This is a genomic window from Methylomonas sp. EFPC1, assembly GCF_016925515.1.
GTDB lineage: Bacteria > Pseudomonadota > Gammaproteobacteria > Methylococcales > Methylomonadaceae > Methylomonas > Methylomonas defluvii.
The window spans coordinates 4886922-4903023 of sequence record NZ_CP070494.1 but is presented as its reverse complement, the minus strand read 5'-3'; the positions used below and the strand labels follow the sequence as shown (position 1 = coordinate 4903023).

Sequence of the window (16102 nt, the reverse complement as noted above, 5' to 3'; positions counted from 1 at the left end):
CAACCCGTCATGATTAAGGTGCAAACCATGAGCGTCAAAATCTACCACAACCCCCGTTGCGGCAAATCCCGCGACACCTTGAAACTACTGGAAGCGCAAGGCGTTAAGCCGGAAGTTGTCGAATATCTTAAATCCCCGCCTACCGCCGCTGAATTGCAGGACATCCTGACCAAGCTCAACATCAAGCCGCGCGACTTAATGCGTACCAAAGAGCCGGAATATAAAGAAAACGGTTTGGACGACAAATCCTTAAGCGATGCGGACTTGATCGAAGCGATGATCAGAATCCCCAAATTGATCGAACGGCCCATCGTGTTGAAAGACGGTAAAGCCGCCATCGGCCGGCCGCCGGAAAACGTATTGGCTATACTCTGATGGCGAAAATCCTGATCCTTTTTTACAGCCGCGACGGCAGTACCGCGCGCATGGCGCAACAGATCGGTCGGGGCGTGGAATCGGTAACCGGAGCGGAAGCGGTGTTACGCACTGTGCCGGAAGTATCCGCGGTGTGCGAGAAAATCGCCGACAGCATTCCTGATGCCGGCGCGCCGTATGCCACTTTGCAAGACCTGGAAACCTGCGACGGCTTGGCGCTGGGCAGCCCAACGCATTTTGGTAACATGGCCGCCTCGTTAAAGCATTTTCTGGATGGTACGACGGCACTGTGGTTCTCCGGAGCCTTGTCCGGCAAACCGGCCGGCGTGTTTACGTCCACCGGCAGCATGCACGGCGGTCAGGAAACCACGCTGTTATCGATGATGCTGCCCTTGATGCACCATGGCATGCTGTTGATGAGCCTTCCGTGTAACGAGATTGCGCTGCGCGAAACGGTCAGCGGCGGCACGCCCTACGGGCCCAGCCATGTCGCCGAAACCGATGCGGAACTCACCGAGCATGAAAAACGCTTGTGCTGGGTGCTGGGGGAACGTCTGGCAAAAACGGCATTGGCGCTGCGAGCCAAATAAGGCCTTGCGATTACAATATTCCCAAGGCCTTGAGACAGGCCTTGCCCAACTCTACCCGTTTGGGTGCGTCGGCGGCTTGAGTGATGTCGATGTTCAATGCAAAGCTGTACAGACGATTTCCGTGCATGATCCAGCCCACCCACCAGCCGATACCGGGATTGGGCGCGTTTAACCAGCCGGTTTTGCCGTATAAAACCCGTTCGCCGCTTTGCTCGAGCATGGTGATTTCCCGGACTTTGCTCTGAACATCGGCAGAGAGCGGTAATTGATCCCGCGCCAAGTGGGCCAAAAATGCCGTCTGTTCCACCGCGCTGATTTGCAGCGGACCATCCAGCCAAAACCGATCAACCGTATCTCCTATATCGGCGTTACCGTAGCCCAGGTTGGCAACTCTCTCGCGCATCCGCTCATGGCCGATGCGCCGGGCCAGTGCTTGATAAATCGGCACGTTGGATAGTTTGATCGCCTCGCGCAAGCCCATATCCCGTTCCCAGTCTTTGATCATTTGTGCTTGGCCGCCGTATGGCAACGGTTCGTCTACGCTACTGACCGCGCCTACCGACAAGCCGATCAAACTATTGGCAATCTTGAACGTCGAGGCCGGGATGAAGCGGGTTTCCGCGCGAATTTGGTCGTGGCCGATTAGCCTATCCGCATCGACATCGTAGGCTACGAAAGTGCCATGCACGCCCGCTTCGCTGAACAGTGTGGCGAGCGCAGGACTATCCACCCATTCGATGGCGTTAACCCGGCCGGCAAGTAGCAACAGTAGAGTGGCGAATAGCGGTTTCATCAGGATTGTGCGTAGGCTAGTTTTAAGGTGTCTATGTCTATTTTGGTCATTTTCAGCATGGCCTGCATCACCCGTCCGGCTTTTACCGGGTCGGGATCGCTGATCAATTCAAGCAGCACATTCGGCACGATCTGCCAGGTTACGCCGAATTTGTCTTCCAGCCAGGCGCATTGATTCTGCTTGCCGCCCGCGGATAGTTTTTCCCAATAGTGGTCCACTTCTGCTTGAGTTTCGCAGTGTACGACAAACGAAATTGCTGGGGAAAACGCTTGCATCGGGTACGTCGGGCCGCCGTTGAGCGCGGTAAATACTTGTCCGTCCAGCTCGAAATTGGCAGTCATCACGCTGCCCTTCGGTCCGGGCCCGGCGTCGCCGTAGCGAGTAACACTCAAGACTTTCGAATGTTTAAAAATGGATACGTAAAAATTCATCGCCTCTTCGGCTTGGTCGTCGAACCATAAAAATGAGGTGATTTTGGGCATGTTGTTTACTCGGTAAGTGTTAATAAGTAATGACCGGTTTTCCCGTCTTAAAAGCCGGCTACCAGCTCGGCCAGTTGGTCGGTGGCCTTGCCCCAGCCTTCGTGAAAGCCCATTTCTTCGTGGGTTTTCCGGTCTGCCGCGCTCCAATGCAACACGCGCGCGGTGTAGCGGGTTTTTCCGGCTTCAGGTGTAAACGTGATGATGCCGGTCATGAAGGGTTTGGCGGAGGGTTCCCAGGCGCTGGTGTAGGCGTCGGTGAACACCAAACGCTCGTTTGGCACGACTTCAAGATAGATTCCTTGGTTTGGAAACTCCTCGCCGTCCGGGCCACGCATCACGATGTTGCTGGTGCCGCCGGCTCTGACATCGAGTTCGGCTGCGGCCACGGTCCAGGGCTTCGGACAAAACCACTGCTTGAGCAGCGCCGGTTCGGTCCAGGCTTTATAGAGTTTCTCGGATGGCGCATCGATCAGGCGCGTCAGCATTAATTCACGCGATTCAGCTGTTTGTTCAGTTGGATTCATGGCTTTTCCTATGCAATTGAAATAGAAGATTATTTTTCCGCGATGGTCTTTAGCTCGGCTAAACCTTCCTCGAATTTGCCGCCTATCATTTTGTCCATGCTGAACACCAGGCTCATCACTTTAGAGAGGAAGGGGCTGGGGCCGTATATGGCCTGAGTGACATGAGTAATACTGCCTTCAGCTTGCAACGTAAATTCCACGCTGTTCTCGGCTGGAAATGGCTTAATGAAAGTCAGCCGCAGCATCAGCTTTACCGGCGGATTGGTTTCCAGAATCTCCATGCGACCCTGGCCTATCTCCTTGTTGCCTTCCCATTCATAGACCGCGCCGGGACCGCTGGCTGCGCCGCTGTATGAGCGCTTCATGCCGGGGTCCACTTTTTCCCAAGCCGACCAGATTTGCATATTGTGCAAATCGTTGATCAACGGAAAAATCTTATCCGGGGCCGCTTTGATGGTGATCGAGCGTTGTACGCGGAAAGTATCGGGTTTGCTTGCCGCATAGATCAGCAGTGCGACGACTATGACGACGAGAACGATAAGGATGGTTTTGATCATGGTCTTCTCCTAAAGCATGGTAAGTTCAATCGCCGGGCAAACCCGGAATCTCGATCAGCGGCCGCACTTCGACGGTACCCTTGCGCGCCATCGGAATCTGCTCGGCGATAGCGAGAGCCGCGTCCAGATCCGGGACGTCGACCAGATAATAGCCGCCCAGTTGTTCGCGGGTTTCCGCAAACGGGCCGTCGGTGACGAAGCGTTTGCCGTCGCGTACCCGCACGCTGGTCGCCATGGCTGTGGGCTGCAGGGGGCTCGCCGCCAGGTATTGGCCGTCGGCTTTGAGCTTGTGCGCGAGTTGGGTGGATTCGGCATAACAAGCTTGCCGGTCGGCTTCGTCCAGGCTGTGTTCTTCGAGATAAATCAGTAGCATATATTTCATCGCTTTCTCCGTTAGTGCTGGGATACCGCATCCGGTGCCATGTAGACCAGTTCCCAGATATGGCCATCCAAATCCTGAAAACCGTGCGCATACATAAAGCCGTGGTCTTGCGGCTGGTTATAAGTGCTGCCGCCGGCTGCAACCGCCTTACTTACCATGTCGTACACCGCCTCGCGACTTTGGCAGGATAAGCAGATCAGTACTTCCGTGCTTTTCGTGGCGTCGCAAATGCTGTTGGGCGTAAACGTGCGGAACTTGTCTTCCGTCAACAGCATGACGAAGATGTTCTCGCTGAAGATCATGCAGGTCGCGGTCTCATCGGTAAATTGCGCGTTGAAGGTGTAGCCCAGCGCGGTAAAAAACGCCACGGATTGATCGAGATGTTTTACCGCTAGATTGATGAATATTTGATTGTTCATATTGCTTCCTTTAAAGGTGCGAGGATGCCGAAATCGGCCGATTTAAGGTTTACCGGCTGTTGCCTGAGCGGCGAAGAAAGCCTCCATTCTGCCCTGAAATTCGCTGGGGTCGACGTCTTCGATGTGCGTGGCGATCAGCCATTTATGACCAAACGGGTCGGTCAGCGCGCCCATTCGGTCGCCCCAGAACTGGTCGGTGGGTGGCATGATTTCTGTTGCGCCGGCTTGTATGGCGGCGGCGAACACCGCATCGGTATCGGTGACATAAAGGTGCAGTTTCACCGGCGTACCGCCCAGTGCCTGCGGCGAAATATCGCTGCAATTCGGATTCTCGTCGGCCAGCATGAAATGCGAATCGCCGATTTTAAATTCGGCGTGGGCGATAAGTCCGCCGGGCGCGTTGAGGCGCATTAGCTCGGTGGCGGCAAAGGCTTTTGCATAAAATTCCAATGCCGCCGCCGCGCCGCGCACCACTAGGTAAGGAGTTAAGGTGTGGTGACCGTCGGGGATAGGTTTGATGTTGTTCATGGCTGTGCTCCTGGTTTAAGGTTTGTCGTGGAAAAAAGATTGCTTACATCTGTTGTCGAACCGCGAATGCCGAAATCGACAAGCCGCAGAAATTTTTTCCACTAGTTGGCAAACTTGCCGGCTAACGCAAATTGTCCGGTTCCAAAAAACCCAACGCTTGCAGCGTTTGCCGGTCTTCGGCTATCGGCCGCACTTCCACGCAACCGTGTTTTGCCCCTGGAATGCGCGCGGCCACCTGGATAGCCTCGTTTAAATCGTTAGCCTCGATCAGATAATAGCCGCCGAATTGTTCCTTGGTTTCCGCGAACGGGCCGTCGGTGATGCTGACTTTACCGCCGCGCACCCGCAGCGTGATGGCCGCATTGGCCGGCAGCAGCCGATTGCAGCTCAGGTAATGGCCGCTGTTGCGGATAGCTTGGGTAAATTCGGCGTATTCGTCAAAGTGTTTGGCCGCGGTCTCATCGGTCATCTGTTCCATCACGGTTTCGGCGCAAATCAGGCATAGGTATTTCATGGTCAACTCCTGGGTTAAAAATAATGTTCGCACTGAGTAGTCGTCCGGCGCCGGGCATATTCGACAATTGGAACGTTTTTATCGTTGAAACAGGCTATCGAAAGTGGTGTCGATGCATGGCGACAATTTCCAGTGCTTGCCCTGAGCCGAAGCCGGCTGTCGCTTACCATTGAAAGATCGACCTCAATTTTTCGCAACCTAACCGGAGATGAACTATGACGCTTTGCCCTTGCGGCTCCAAACTGGATTATGTCGAATGCTGAGGCCCGATTATCGACGGTGCGCCGGCGCCCACCACCGAAGCCTTGATGCGTTCGCGCTACACGGCTTTCGTACAACGCAAGCTGGACCATGTCGAACGCACCCATGCGCCGGAAATCAAAGAGGATTTTAATCGGGCTGAAGCCGAGCGGATGGCGGAAGAATGCGAGTGGCGCAGCCTGGAAATTCGCAACGCCACGGAAATGGCGAATGGCTATATGTCACCAGCGGGGCGCCACGATAAAACTAGCCGACAGGAAAGAGTCGGCGGCATTGATAGTACCCACCGCCTATATTCCGCCATCCTTTCCGTGTCGGGCGCTGGCGCCTGATAATCCGTGCGGCATTCACCCCGATAAACCCTCGCGCTGCCTCACCATGCCGTTTTACCCTTATCGGGACGAGCAATTTCAAGCCGAGCTATTAAAACCGCAACCCGCCTGGGCCTGCGATACTTCCGAATCGGCGCCGCTGGTGTTTGCCGACAAGAAAATCGTGTTTCGTGAGGATTTTGATGCGGAACGTAAGGACTTAGAGGAACAGATTCCGCTGATTCGCCGCTATGCCGATTATATGTTGAAGTACACGCTTCAGTTGGTCGATAGTCTGGCTAAAGTGTCGCTTAAGCCCAAAGGGGGCAAGTGGTGACTAGCCTGTCGTCGTTTCTGACCGCGATTCGTCATCCCCATGCCCAACTGATTGCCCAGCAACAACTACCGGTGTTGAACGGTTATGTAGAGAAAACCGCATCGGAGCCTGGTCTGGCGGAGTTTCATCGTCATTACCTTAGCGGGGCCAAAGAAATGTAGTATTTAGCTAGGCAAGTTAGATAGTTATCCAAGGGTATCGGGCGACACAAACAATGAAAAAACCGATTGGGTTTGGTTCGTAGAGCTCGAATAGCATACTTACTATAGCTTTGAAAGCCAAAGTTCCGGAATGACTGTTTTTAGTGCTCTGAATAACTGCTGCTGACCCGTTGCGGACTGTCTCTTGATCTGATTCAATGGCAGCAGTCTGGCCGCTACTGGTCATGAATGATATACAGAAAGAGCACATGCAGATCAATAAATTATCGTGTCGAAGATCATTTTTCGGTAGATATGCAGACCTATCTAATAACTAGTTAGGCTACGCGATCCTGACGACATAATCTATGACAACACCAATAATTTTCTTCGATGAGTCACATAATACGGGAGCGCATTTATTAGACGCTAATCAACCGATCTTTACACTTGCATCAGTAGATTGTAATCAAGATGAATGTGCGGAGCTTTTGCGGTTAGTTTCATCACATCAAGCTTCCGAAGCTAAATTCAGTAGTCTTCAAGGCAGTGAAGCAGGACGCAACAAGATATTTGACTTTATTAGTTCGCCAATACACTCTGAAAAGCGTGTGAAAACGATGATTGTGCATAAGCGTTTCAATGTAATTACTCAACTTGTTGACATCATAGAAGAAACGCTTATGCGTTGGAATGGAGTCGATATTTATAAAAATAGCGGCAATATTGTGTTAGCGAATTTGCATTGGTATTCAGCACCGCATTTTTGTGTTGAACAACAATTTAATGACTTTCTGACCAATTTTGTTGAAATGGTCAGAAATCAATCCAGCGAATCCAAAAGGAAGTTTTTTGACAGTGCTACAGTGCTATACCATAACTGCATAGATGAACAATATAAATCAATGCTTGCTCCTTATATTTATGCGGAGCGTTTTATAGATGATATTCTCAACGGCATTGACAAAAAATACGCTATAGACCCAGCCATTAGTTCGTTCTTTTGTCATTTAACTGAATGGGAAAGACAGTTAGATGAAGCGCCTATCATTATCTATGACGAATCAAAACCCATTAAAGCGTCGCAACCCATTTTCATGAAAATGATGGATAGTTCGATTTAACCTATGGAAATAGGCTACGGACAAAGAAAATTTAAATTTCCTTTAAAAGTTAAAGAATTGCGTTCTGGAAACTCGAAACAATATCCTGCTCTTCAAGTCGCTGACTTGATAGCTGGAGCAACACGATATTATTATTCGGCATTTTTTCGTAATGAAAATAATCAATTTGTGAATAATCTTAAAGATGCAGGGGTTAATCGCTTCGTATTTGGGGCTATTGCGCCGCGAGATTTTGAGCGCTTAATGTCAGACGACTTAAAAACTAGCGATAAAGATATAAATCCGGCTGATTACATGACGAAATTCTGTTCATAAATCAAGTGAGCGGGAATCCAGCTTTGGTTCCAATTAATATTCAAATAGGCTTAACCAATATGAAAATTTATACGGCAATTATTGAAAAATGTCACGATACTGGCTTATATGTGGGCTTTATTCCTGGATTTACCGGTGCACATAGCCAGGCGGATTCATTAGATGAACTTAATCAAAATCTTCGAGAAGTCATTGAAATGTTACTTGAGGATGGTGAGCCAATACTGGAAGCAGAGTTTATTGGAACGCAAAACGTGGTCGTCGCTTAAGCATGGGAAATGTACCTGTTCTTAAACCTCGGGAAGTCGTCGCTTTGCTCGAAATACTAGGATTTACAGAAATCCGACAACGCGGCTCACATAAACAGTTCCGCCATCCTGACGGTCGCTGCACAACCGTGCCATTTCATGCCGGGCGTGATATTTCACCCATTTTACTTCGGCAAATTGCTAAGGATATTGGCCTGACAGTTGAAGAGTTACTTAAATTTCAAGCCTAACCCAACACTCCAGCCGACTCCGCTAGCGCTACGCGGCTGAGCTTTGTGTTAGCTATGAGCATGGACACAACAAGTAGCCTCAATGGAATCGAGGTTTCGAAGGCCAGCTTCTTTTAATTGCCGATGTGGGTTTGATGGCCGGTAGGCCGACGCCCTCGATTCCGCTAACGCTGCATCGAGGCTACAGTGGTCAGATTTCAATCGACGTAATTTCGTGGTGGGTGGCACCTATTTTTACGTCGGGTGGGCTTTGGCCAAACTTGTTCTATCAGAAAGATGGGGCGCGAAACTTTTCATTTTTGGTATCAATAAGCGGGTATGGCGCGCGACTAAAACAATGAGATACCGCTTTAAAATCAATTGCCCATTTTTCACTAATTCTGTTACTCGACACGGATTTCCTGCAGTCTCCGCGCCAAAAAGCGCCGCTCAGGTTCCTGGCGCGTCAAAGCCAGGGCTTGTTCGTAAGCTGCGACGGCTTCGTCGGTTCTGCCCAAACGCCGGAACAAATCTGCTCGTGCCGCATGCGCGAGGTGATAATCGTTAAGGTCGCCGTTCTGTAAAATGGCATCGATCAACTCCAGTCCAGCTAAAGGTCCATCCCGCATCGCTACCGCGACGGCCCGGTTTAATTCGATCACCGGCGAAGCAGCGATGCGCAACAAGACGTCGTAGAGTGCGACGATTTGCGGCCAGTCCGTGGCGGCGGCATGGCTGGCGTTAGCGTGCAGCGCAGCGATAGCGGCTTGCACGGTATAAGGGCCAAAGCGCCGCGATCCTAAGGCTTTCTTTACCAGCGCCGAGCCTTCCTCTATGCGTTTCCTGTCCCACAAGCTGCGGTCTTGGTCGTCCAACAAAATCAGTTCGCCGTCGGCTGTGGCTCTGGCGGCGCGGCGCGATTCGTGTAACAGCATCAACGCCAACAAACCTTGCGCTTCCGGCTCCGGTAGTAATTCGACCAGTAAGCGTCCCAAGCGTATCGCTTCTTCAGATAAATCGTGCCGGGTTAGCGCCGCGCCGGACGAAGCGGAGTAGCCTTCGTTGAACACCAGATAAATTACCCGTAACACCGAATCCAAGCGGTCGGCTAGTTCGGCGGGCGCGGGTACTTGGTACGGAATGCGGGCGTCGCGAATCTTGGTTTTGGCGCGGACGATGCGTTGCGCCAGCGTTGGTGTCGGCGTCAGGAAGGCGCGAGCGATTTCCTCGGTGGCCAGGCCGCAGACCTCGCGCAACGTCAATGCGACTTGGGCATCCGGGGACAATGCTGGGTGGCAACAAGTAAAGATCAGCCGCAGGCGGTCGTCTTCCAGGCCTTCGTCATCCGTGTCGCCGGGTTCGCTGGCTGGATCCGCCAAGGTATCGGCATCTTCCAGCACGTCGAAGCGGGCTTGCCGGCGCAGGCCGTCTATGGCCTTGAAGCGACCGGCCGACACCAACCAGGCGCGCGGATTGGCAGGTAAGCCGTCGCGCGGCCATTGTTCGAGCGCGGCGCGAAAGGCATCGTGCAACGCTTCCTCGGCCACATCGAAATCGCCGAGCAGCCGAATCAAGGTGGCCAGCACATGGCGGGATTCGCTTTGGTAGATGGCGTCGATTTTTTCGCGCACTGTCGTTTCGCCTCCGTCGGCTTTCAGCCTTGTGCACTCAAGCTACGCATCACTTCATGCCAGCCGGCTTCGGCTTCGGCGCCGACTTGCGCGAATACCGTTTGCAGCTGTTGCATCTGGGTGCCGGTCAGTTGCGCTTCCAATTCCGCGCCGTCCGGCGTTAAGCTGAGTTCGCGTACCCGCTTGTCATGCGCGGCCGTGTCTATCATGACCAGCTGCATGTCCATTAACTGCCGCAATGGTGCGTTCAAAGCTTGTTTACTAACGCTGAGCATGCCCAGCAGCGCGTTCACGGAAATCCGCGGGTTGCGGCCGACGAAATACAAGATCCGGTGATGTACTCTCCCAAGCCCGCGCTCGGCCAGGATGCGGTCCGGCTGTATGGTAAAGGCGCGATAGCCGAAGTAAAACTGCTCGATCGCCAGGCGCAACGCGGCTTCGCGCCTTTCCGGCGTCGGCATTTCATCAATCGGGGGAGTATCGATAGCGGCTATTTGGTCAACCATGTTGACATTATAGGCAGGCAGCCGTTAGCATGGCTATAGGTCAACTTTATTGACATTTATCAATGCCCGCCATGAACTTATTATCGCCGCAGCACCCTATCCGCTTTTCCGCTCGTAACCAAGACCTGCATCCGTCACCAATCCGCGAAATTCTGGCCGTCGTCGACAGACCCGGCATGATTTCCTTTGCCGGCGGATTACCGTCGTTGGACAGCTTCCCGCAATTCACGCTAAAGGCCATGCCGCAGCACATGTTGCAATACGGTGCCAGCGAAGGCGAAGCGGAGCTGCGCGAGCGTATCGCCGCAGACATGCAAGGCCTGGGTGTTAAGTGCACGGCCGAACAAGTTTTGATCCTGTCCGGTTCGCAGCAAGGCATCGATCTGGTTGCCAAACTGTTCATCGATCCCGGCACTCCGGTGGCCGTGGAAGCGCCAACTTATCTGGCGGCTTTGCAGGTGTTTCGGTTTTTCGGCGCGCGCTTCGTGGCTTACGATGCCGGGGCGCCCGATCTGGATACGTTGCAACAGGAAAAGCCGGCGTTTGCCTATGCGATCCCCACGTTCCAGAATCCCAGCGGCCGCTGCCTGGATGCCGGGGAACGGGCCGCTCTGGCCGCCGCTTGCGATGCCGGTAATATCCCTTTGTTTGAGGACGACCCCTACCGCGATCTGGTGTATGACGCTTGCGAACGCACGCCGGTATGCGCCAGGTTGCAACAAGCGCCATGGATTTATCAAGGCTCGTTTTCCAAAAGCCTGGCGCCGGGCTTGCGCTTGGGTTACCTGGTCGCGTCGCCGGAACTCATGCCGTTTTTGACCCGCTTGAAACAGGCGGCCGATTTGCACAGCAATCGCCTTAGCCAATGGCTGGTACTACAACAACTGAAAAATCCTGAGCGTAACCAGCAATTAGTGGCGCTGGCCGAACATTACCGCCAGCGCCGCGATGCGTTCGAAGCCGCGCTTCGTCGGCACTTTGCGGATTTGGCAGTTTGGCAAACCCCGCCCGGCGGCTTATTTTTCTGGCTGACGCTGAACCGCCAAATCGATACTCGCCAGCTGTTACCCAAAGCCATCGAAGCCGGCGTGGCGTTTATGCCCGGCGAACCCTTTCTACCGATGGCGGTGGATGCTTGTGGCCAGTTGCGTTTGAATTTCAGCCACGCCAGTAGCGAGGATGCCGAATCAGGCTTGCGGATTTTGGCTGATTTGGTGCGGGAGTTTAAGTAAGCTAAGGTTGCCGCCGCGCCAGATTATGCAAGCCCACCGTCGGCGCGGCACCGAAGGTCTTACGGAATTCATGGCTGAAATGGGCGGAATCGGAAAACCCGGTAGCGTGCGCGGCAGTCGTGAAGTTGTGGCCCTTGATGACTTCTTGTATCGCCTGCCGCATGCGGTTCCAGCTGCGATAACGGCGAAACGGCACGCCGATCTGCTGGCTGAACAGATGCTGTAGCCGGGACGCGGATAGTCCCACATTCGCGGCCAACCTAATTACCGACGTCAGGTCGTCGCCTTGCGCGAATAAAAATTCCACGATTTGGCTGATGCGCGGGTCTATCCTGTCGGCTTGCGACCGGCGTTTCGAAAAATCCAGCAGATCGGCTAAGGGCTGCGCGGTCCAATTCGGGCTGTAGCGGTCTTCGTACAGCTCGCGCATGAAGGTGATTTCTCCGCCATTGCCGACCACGGCACCGTTCACCGAGCGGGTATCGCGGATTAAAGGTAACAGCGCCTCGGTGCCAGCGATGGTCGGTTCAATGTAAAACACCGCCAACGGGTCGCCGCCCACATCCAGTTCGTGCCACACGCCTGCAGGAATCACCGCAGTGCGGCAAGACAGCCAATCGCTACCCGCCACTTTCAAACGAAATTTCCCATACAGACCGGCTAGAAACACCGGTGCACCGTGTTGGTGATTGGCGTTGTAATACAGCGGACCGCAAAAAAACGTGCGGCCGCCGCTGATGTCCCAGAGCGCATCGAAAGGGACGGCCGAGGCAGTAGCACGTTCATACAAGCGTGGTGTATTGGTCATTGTTTAAGCTCCCTGTCGCGTCCGGCTCTCCGGCAGTTTGCCAAGCAGTCTAGTCAATGCACAAGTGCTTGGCAACGGGCCTGGGGCGTTGCCTTAGACGGCATTCAATCAGCGGGGCTAAGCGCCCTATCACTTTGAGGATAATCATGAGCAAGCAAAAATTTCCACCCGAACCGATGGCCAACGTATTCCTACTGGCGTTTGCCATATTTTGCCTGGCGACAGCCTTGAGCATTGCCTGGGTATTGGGCTTTACGCTGTTTTTTCCCGACGGTGCGTTGGCCGGCCACCTGGTCGAACGGGCCGACATTATCCGCGCCCACATCGATTACCTGATGATGGCCCAGTTTCTGTTTATATTCTTTTTGCTGTTTCGACAATATGCGGTCACGCCGCCGGCATGGGTGGTGAGCGCCTGTTGCTTTGGGGCGTTTTTCAACCCGTTGTCGTTTTTACTAAGGGGATTGTCGGCGAAGCCGGCGGCCTCCGCTTTAACGGTCGAACCGCACTTCCCGATTCAGGCCGGCATCAGTTTTACCCTGACCACGGTCGGTTTTCTAACCGCGACGATTCTGGTGGCCCGAGCGGCCTGGAAATCCAGATCGGAACAGGATTAGCAGGCTGGTGAAAAACCCGCCGATATTTCCCCTTACCCACGATGTAAGTGATTTTTTCGAGTTGAAATCGGTCATGACATCGAGTTTCAAGCGTTTTGCCCCGGTTTCAAGGGCTTTTTATTCGCCTGAAGCCGTCTGTGGACGGTTTTCAGGCGAACTTCACCCTAGGCGGGTGCACTCCACGCCGGTTTCGGCGTGAACACCAATAGGTTGAGCATGCGCGTCAGGTTGTAGGCGGCAAAGCAAAACAAGGCCTGACCCGCGACTTTGGCTAAGCCGATGTGACGGGTTTTGCGCAGGCCGCCGACCGTTTTGACCCAGCCAAAGGCTTCTTCGACGATTTTGCGGCGCTTGAGACTTTGGGCGTAACCTTTGCCGCGAGCGGTCCGGCCATCGACGACACTGCCGGTCTTTTTGCGGGCCACATGGGCTTTGATGTCACGGGACTCGAGTCCGTTGACGAACGCCGCTTGGTCGTAGCCTTTGTCGGCACCGACGCTGCCGCCTTGGGGCACGCGGCGTTTGATCATGTTTTGCGCGGCTTCGATTTCGGCGGTGCCGGTGGCTTGAGTGGTTTCGACATCGACAATCAGGCCGTTGCGATTCTCGGACAAGGCATGGGTGATGTAACGCAGTTTGGCCTCGGTGTATTCGCCTTTCTTGTAAAGCCGGGCTTCGGGATCGGTCGTACTGTGGTGGGTGGCGTTGCTGCGCTTTTCGCCGCTGAAGTCGACCTCGGGATTGCGGCCGGCGGGTTTGTCCGGGCCGCTGCCGTCTTTTTTAACGAAGCTTTTATGCGAGGCCCAGGCTTCAATGAGGCTACCGTCGACGCTGAAGTGTTCGTCGGACACCAGATTTTGCCATTCGGCTATGGCCAGTACCCGCTCAAAAAATTCGCGACTCAGGGCTTCGGACAGCAGGCGTTCGCGGTTGGCGCTGAACACGCTGCGCTCCCAGACAGCATCGTCGATACCCAAACCAACAAACCAGCGAAACAACAGGTTGTAGTCCAGTTGTTCCATCAACTGACGCTCGCTACGGACCGTATACAGGACTTGTAACAGCAAGGCGCGCAGCAGTTTTTCGGGGGCAATCGAGGGACGGCCAGTGTGCGAGTAACGCGCGGCAAAGACGGCATCCATCGAGGCCAGTACGCCATCGACCAACAGCCGTAAACGGCGCAACGGATGCTGCTTGGGAATGCGGTCTTCCAGGTTGATGTAGCTGAACCAGTTGTTTTGGATGGCATCGTGTCCGCGCATTGAAAGGCTCCAAATTTAGGTAGCCTATTTTAACAGTTGGCGGCTCATCTATGCCTTAGCTTACTTGGCTTTTCGAGTTTTTCACCAGCCTGTTAGTCCAAATCGTTTGGAGGCGCTCCGGCGGCTAGGCAAAACGCGTTTGACAAAGTTCGAAAGAGAGTTGTTTTTCGTTAGAGTGTAGATAGTGGGGAGCAGGTTTTGGGTGAGCTATGAACTCCAACATAACGACTGCCAAACGATGAATGTTTGCATATTCTTTGATTAGTCCGGGTCTTGGGCTAACTTTGAAAAAAATAACAATTAGGCAATTAAAGCAATTCGTTAATAGGGTAAACGAAGGCCAAATATAAATAGAAAAATACTAAGGATATAATTAGTATCAGAACACCTAACACGGGAGAGCTAATTTTTATTCCTGATGTAGTGGCTTCTAATTGTGTGATTGTTTCTTTTTCATCTCCGCCCTGCTTCAGTCCATGATGGAACTGGACTGCGGCAAAATAAATACCGGTACCCACGAGGATGATAACGACGAAAAATATTACTATTGAGGAATAATATTGCCAATGAAACACCTTCTGGCGGTGTTTTAGCCTATTTTCCAGGTAAATGTAATATTCACGGACAGAAGTTCGATAGGCATCCAATACAGTCGGGTCAACCGTCGAACTAGCCTCTGGTGGCGCCGGTAAGGTTACTTGGCTCTTGGGAGAGACAGGACCAACATATTCCTGATTGATTGGGTTGTGTTCCTTCAACAAATCCTCCCAACGTTCCGTTATGACCGAGGAAACGCTTTCAGACGGATTTGAAGTATTTCCCGCCAATAATATCTGCGAGAAACAAAGTAAAACCACTAGTATGCCCTTCAATAGCCACGGTAAAATTGCAGAGTAATAAGATTGCATCAACGCTTCTTTTCAACCAAAAATTGTATAGTATTTGTACGTTGCTCGATTTTTTCGAAGACTGACGATGTTGGTTTTTTAAGTTTAAGATAATGAGATTCTGCTGACTTGTCTTCGGGAACGATGTCAACGATTAATTTAAGCAATCGATCGGAATGGGACTTGAGCCACGTGTTTTCCTTGTTGTTTGTGGAGGGCGGCGGCGGCGCTGATAACGGAATAACCGAAGACATGAGTAGCTGTGGATCTTGAAACCATTGAGCATTTCGATAAGCAACCTCGTTAGGCACTATCGTTCCATCTGCAGCAATTACCTTCAGGCGCCCATTTTGGCCCTTATATTCCTTGCATCCGTTGAGATAGTGGTGCACTTCTGTCCCGTCACTTTCATATGAAATCCCAGACGGTTCCATCTTACCAAGATCACATCCAGATTTGGTTTGTTCTTGTACCAAGAAATCGAAGCTCGCATCAGAAAGATTTCGTTGCAATACTTCGCCACCACCCTTCACCTCTGTGTCGGAAATCCCACTCATAATAACGGTTGCCATAGGATTTTTTCGGTCTGTAGGGCAACTCACAAACGCACGAATTCCGCCCTGAGTTCCGATTACATTAGAACCCTTGGTAGCGAGTTCTTTGTAGCCAGAGGTTTGCATCGCACGAGTAGCTACAGAGGCGCATTCAGACCCAAATTGACTGATTATTACCTCGGTAATGTCCAGATATGGCGCGCTTGATGATTTATAGGGATTCATTTGCATGCATCCAGTCAAAAATAAAGAGCTTGCCAAAATACAAAAACTAAGACACGAGTTCATGTTTTCTCCTCTAGATTTTTCTGTTTTCAAGCTACAAGTAGGGGCTAACGACGGATTTACAGACCATAAAGTAATTCCACTAGATCAACGTTGGGCATATTTAGAGAATATGCTGAGTCAACTCTATGTGTAAATTGGCATTGAACTTTTACCAATCTTTTCTTTGCAAAAACGGATTTCTAAGTAT

General features: G+C 52.4%; 25 protein-coding genes. 11 read left to right on the top strand and 14 right to left on the bottom strand.

What is annotated here, in order from left to right:
* The first annotated feature begins 27 nt into the window (after positions 1-27).
* Complete coding sequence (gene arsC / locus JWZ98_RS22565; RefSeq protein ID WP_205452356.1) at positions 28-375, top strand: arsenate reductase (glutaredoxin); 348 nt, start codon at positions 28-30, stop codon at positions 373-375.
* Positions 375-965 (top strand): NAD(P)H:quinone oxidoreductase, encoded by a 591-nt coding sequence (gene wrbA / locus JWZ98_RS22560; RefSeq protein ID WP_205452354.1) that lies wholly within the window; start codon positions 375-377, stop codon positions 963-965. The genes arsC and wrbA overlap by 1 nt, the downstream gene beginning before the upstream one ends.
* Positions 966-975: 10 nt before the next feature.
* Here wrbA and blaOXA read toward each other — a convergent pair whose 3' ends face one another.
* From blaOXA to JWZ98_RS22520, 8 genes are all read right to left on the bottom strand, one after another.
* Positions 976-1758, bottom strand: coding sequence for a class D beta-lactamase (gene blaOXA / locus JWZ98_RS22555; RefSeq protein ID WP_205452353.1), 783 nt, complete (start codon positions 1756-1758; stop codon positions 976-978).
* On the bottom strand, positions 1758-2240 hold the full coding sequence (locus JWZ98_RS22550; protein WP_205452352.1) for a VOC family protein: 483 nt from the start codon (positions 2238-2240) through the stop codon (positions 1758-1760). The genes blaOXA and JWZ98_RS22550 overlap by 1 nt, the downstream gene beginning before the upstream one ends.
* A gap of 47 nt (positions 2241-2287) precedes the next feature.
* Positions 2288-2764 (bottom strand): SRPBCC family protein, encoded by a 477-nt coding sequence (locus JWZ98_RS22545; RefSeq protein ID WP_205452351.1) that lies wholly within the window; start codon positions 2762-2764, stop codon positions 2288-2290.
* A gap of 29 nt (positions 2765-2793) precedes the next feature.
* On the bottom strand, positions 2794-3321 hold the full coding sequence (locus tag JWZ98_RS22540) for an SRPBCC family protein (RefSeq protein WP_205452350.1): 528 nt from the start codon (positions 3319-3321) through the stop codon (positions 2794-2796).
* A 25-nt stretch (positions 3322-3346) separates the two neighbouring features.
* Positions 3347-3703 carry a YciI family protein gene (locus tag JWZ98_RS22535; RefSeq protein ID WP_205452349.1) on the bottom strand — a complete coding sequence of 119 codons (357 nt, stop codon included), beginning with the start codon at positions 3701-3703 and terminating at the stop codon, positions 3347-3349.
* Between the two features lie 11 nt (positions 3704-3714).
* Positions 3715-4122, bottom strand: coding sequence for a VOC family protein (locus JWZ98_RS22530; RefSeq protein ID WP_205452348.1), 408 nt, complete (start codon positions 4120-4122; stop codon positions 3715-3717).
* 42 nt (positions 4123-4164) lie between these two features.
* Complete coding sequence (locus JWZ98_RS22525) at positions 4165-4650, bottom strand: VOC family protein (RefSeq protein WP_205452347.1); 486 nt, start codon at positions 4648-4650, stop codon at positions 4165-4167.
* Positions 4651-4771: 121 nt separating this feature from the next.
* Entirely contained in the window at positions 4772-5164 is a 393-nt protein-coding gene (locus tag JWZ98_RS22520; RefSeq protein WP_205452345.1) for a YciI family protein, read from the bottom strand.
* Positions 5165-5469: 305 nt separating this feature from the next.
* Between JWZ98_RS22520 and JWZ98_RS22515 the strand changes: the two genes are divergently transcribed.
* The 7 genes from JWZ98_RS22515 to JWZ98_RS22485 all read left to right on the top strand — a co-directional run bounded on the left by JWZ98_RS22515 (position 5470) and on the right by JWZ98_RS22485 (position 8151).
* Complete coding sequence (locus JWZ98_RS22515) at positions 5470-5757, top strand: YchJ family metal-binding protein (protein ID WP_275899154.1); 288 nt, start codon at positions 5470-5472, stop codon at positions 5755-5757.
* Between the two features lie 46 nt (positions 5758-5803).
* Positions 5804-6073, top strand: coding sequence for a hypothetical protein (locus tag JWZ98_RS22510; RefSeq protein WP_205452343.1), 270 nt, complete (start codon positions 5804-5806; stop codon positions 6071-6073).
* Complete coding sequence (locus JWZ98_RS22505; RefSeq protein ID WP_205452342.1) at positions 6070-6234, top strand: hypothetical protein; 165 nt, start codon at positions 6070-6072, stop codon at positions 6232-6234. The genes JWZ98_RS22510 and JWZ98_RS22505 overlap by 4 nt, the downstream gene beginning before the upstream one ends.
* 347 nt (positions 6235-6581) lie before the next feature.
* On the top strand, positions 6582-7337 hold the full coding sequence (locus JWZ98_RS22500) for a DUF3800 domain-containing protein (RefSeq protein WP_205452340.1): 756 nt from the start codon (positions 6582-6584) through the stop codon (positions 7335-7337).
* Between the two features lie 3 nt (positions 7338-7340).
* Positions 7341-7652 (top strand): DUF3800 domain-containing protein, encoded by a 312-nt coding sequence (locus JWZ98_RS22495; RefSeq protein ID WP_205452339.1) that lies wholly within the window; start codon positions 7341-7343, stop codon positions 7650-7652.
* Between the two features lie 59 nt (positions 7653-7711).
* Positions 7712-7921 carry a type II toxin-antitoxin system HicB family antitoxin gene (locus tag JWZ98_RS22490; RefSeq protein ID WP_205452338.1) on the top strand — a complete coding sequence of 70 codons (210 nt, stop codon included), beginning with the start codon at positions 7712-7714 and terminating at the stop codon, positions 7919-7921.
* A gap of 2 nt (positions 7922-7923) precedes the next feature.
* On the top strand, positions 7924-8151 hold the full coding sequence (locus JWZ98_RS22485) for a type II toxin-antitoxin system HicA family toxin (protein WP_084254078.1): 228 nt from the start codon (positions 7924-7926) through the stop codon (positions 8149-8151).
* A 383-nt stretch (positions 8152-8534) separates the two neighbouring features.
* Here JWZ98_RS22485 and JWZ98_RS22480 read toward each other — a convergent pair whose 3' ends face one another.
* Together JWZ98_RS22480 and JWZ98_RS22475 are read right to left on the bottom strand one after the other, a co-directional pair.
* Positions 8535-9761, bottom strand: a complete 1227-nt coding sequence (locus JWZ98_RS22480; RefSeq protein ID WP_205452337.1) for an RNA polymerase sigma factor — start codon at positions 9759-9761, stop codon at positions 8535-8537.
* A gap of 23 nt (positions 9762-9784) precedes the next feature.
* Positions 9785-10267 carry a MarR family transcriptional regulator gene (locus JWZ98_RS22475; RefSeq protein ID WP_205452335.1) on the bottom strand — a complete coding sequence of 161 codons (483 nt, stop codon included), beginning with the start codon at positions 10265-10267 and terminating at the stop codon, positions 9785-9787.
* 71 nt (positions 10268-10338) lie between these two features.
* On the opposite strand from JWZ98_RS22475, the gene JWZ98_RS22470 reads away from it, so the two are divergent.
* Positions 10339-11499 carry a PLP-dependent aminotransferase family protein gene (locus tag JWZ98_RS22470; protein WP_205452332.1) on the top strand — a complete coding sequence of 387 codons (1161 nt, stop codon included), beginning with the start codon at positions 10339-10341 and terminating at the stop codon, positions 11497-11499.
* 1 nt (position 11500) lies between these two features.
* Here the strand turns inward: JWZ98_RS22470 and JWZ98_RS22465 are convergent, their stop codons facing one another.
* Complete coding sequence (locus JWZ98_RS22465) at positions 11501-12307, bottom strand: AraC family transcriptional regulator (protein WP_205452330.1); 807 nt, start codon at positions 12305-12307, stop codon at positions 11501-11503.
* 146 nt (positions 12308-12453) lie between these two features.
* Between JWZ98_RS22465 and JWZ98_RS22460 the strand changes: the two genes are divergently transcribed.
* Positions 12454-12924 carry a hypothetical protein gene (locus JWZ98_RS22460; RefSeq protein WP_205452324.1) on the top strand — a complete coding sequence of 157 codons (471 nt, stop codon included), beginning with the start codon at positions 12454-12456 and terminating at the stop codon, positions 12922-12924.
* Between the two features lie 164 nt (positions 12925-13088).
* Here JWZ98_RS22460 and JWZ98_RS22455 read toward each other — a convergent pair whose 3' ends face one another.
* The 3 genes from JWZ98_RS22455 to JWZ98_RS22445 form a co-directional block, all read right to left on the bottom strand.
* Positions 13089-14186, bottom strand: a complete 1098-nt coding sequence (locus tag JWZ98_RS22455; RefSeq protein WP_205451336.1) for an IS5 family transposase — start codon at positions 14184-14186, stop codon at positions 13089-13091.
* Between the two features lie 308 nt (positions 14187-14494).
* Positions 14495-14944 carry a hypothetical protein gene (locus tag JWZ98_RS22450; protein ID WP_205452322.1) on the bottom strand — a complete coding sequence of 150 codons (450 nt, stop codon included), beginning with the start codon at positions 14942-14944 and terminating at the stop codon, positions 14495-14497.
* A 149-nt stretch (positions 14945-15093) separates the two neighbouring features.
* Positions 15094-15915, bottom strand: a complete 822-nt coding sequence (locus tag JWZ98_RS22445; protein ID WP_205452321.1) for a hypothetical protein — start codon at positions 15913-15915, stop codon at positions 15094-15096.
* Positions 15916-16102: the final 187 nt, after the last annotated feature.

Excerpts from the sequence above, each read along its gene's own strand:
- JWZ98_RS22540 (WP_205452350.1), bottom strand. The coding sequence starts at position 3,321 with ATGATCAAAACCATCCTTATCGTTCTCGTCGTCATAGTCGTCGCACTG.
- JWZ98_RS22510 (WP_205452343.1), top strand. The coding sequence starts at position 5,804 with ATGCCGTTTTACCCTTATCGGGACGAGCAATTTCAAGCCGAGCTATTA.
- JWZ98_RS22495 (WP_205452339.1), top strand. The coding sequence starts at position 7,341 with ATGGAAATAGGCTACGGACAAAGAAAATTTAAATTTCCTTTAAAAGTT.
- JWZ98_RS22550 (WP_205452352.1), bottom strand. The coding sequence starts at position 2,240 with ATGCCCAAAATCACCTCATTTTTATGGTTCGACGACCAAGCCGAAGAG.
- JWZ98_RS22485 (WP_084254078.1), top strand. The coding sequence starts at position 7,924 with ATGGGAAATGTACCTGTTCTTAAACCTCGGGAAGTCGTCGCTTTGCTC.
- wrbA (WP_205452354.1), top strand. The coding sequence starts at position 375 with ATGGCGAAAATCCTGATCCTTTTTTACAGCCGCGACGGCAGTACCGCG.
- JWZ98_RS22490 (WP_205452338.1), top strand. The coding sequence starts at position 7,712 with ATGAAAATTTATACGGCAATTATTGAAAAATGTCACGATACTGGCTTA.
- JWZ98_RS22545 (WP_205452351.1), bottom strand. The coding sequence starts at position 2,764 with ATGAATCCAACTGAACAAACAGCTGAATCGCGTGAATTAATGCTGACG.
- JWZ98_RS22520 (WP_205452345.1), bottom strand. The coding sequence starts at position 5,164 with ATGAAATACCTATGCCTGATTTGCGCCGAAACCGTGATGGAACAGATG.
- JWZ98_RS22460 (WP_205452324.1), top strand. The coding sequence starts at position 12,454 with ATGAGCAAGCAAAAATTTCCACCCGAACCGATGGCCAACGTATTCCTA.
- JWZ98_RS22445 (WP_205452321.1), bottom strand. The coding sequence starts at position 15,915 with ATGAACTCGTGTCTTAGTTTTTGTATTTTGGCAAGCTCTTTATTTTTG.
- arsC (WP_205452356.1), top strand. The coding sequence starts at position 28 with ATGAGCGTCAAAATCTACCACAACCCCCGTTGCGGCAAATCCCGCGAC.
- JWZ98_RS22470 (WP_205452332.1), top strand. The coding sequence starts at position 10,339 with ATGAACTTATTATCGCCGCAGCACCCTATCCGCTTTTCCGCTCGTAAC.
- JWZ98_RS22475 (WP_205452335.1), bottom strand. The coding sequence starts at position 10,267 with ATGGTTGACCAAATAGCCGCTATCGATACTCCCCCGATTGATGAAATG.
- JWZ98_RS22500 (WP_205452340.1), top strand. The coding sequence starts at position 6,582 with ATGACAACACCAATAATTTTCTTCGATGAGTCACATAATACGGGAGCG.
- blaOXA (WP_205452353.1), bottom strand. The coding sequence starts at position 1,758 with ATGAAACCGCTATTCGCCACTCTACTGTTGCTACTTGCCGGCCGGGTT.
- JWZ98_RS22535 (WP_205452349.1), bottom strand. The coding sequence starts at position 3,703 with ATGAAATATATGCTACTGATTTATCTCGAAGAACACAGCCTGGACGAA.
- JWZ98_RS22455 (WP_205451336.1), bottom strand. The coding sequence starts at position 14,186 with ATGCGCGGACACGATGCCATCCAAAACAACTGGTTCAGCTACATCAAC.
- JWZ98_RS22530 (WP_205452348.1), bottom strand. The coding sequence starts at position 4,122 with ATGAACAATCAAATATTCATCAATCTAGCGGTAAAACATCTCGATCAA.
- JWZ98_RS22525 (WP_205452347.1), bottom strand. The coding sequence starts at position 4,650 with ATGAACAACATCAAACCTATCCCCGACGGTCACCACACCTTAACTCCT.
- JWZ98_RS22465 (WP_205452330.1), bottom strand. The coding sequence starts at position 12,307 with ATGACCAATACACCACGCTTGTATGAACGTGCTACTGCCTCGGCCGTC.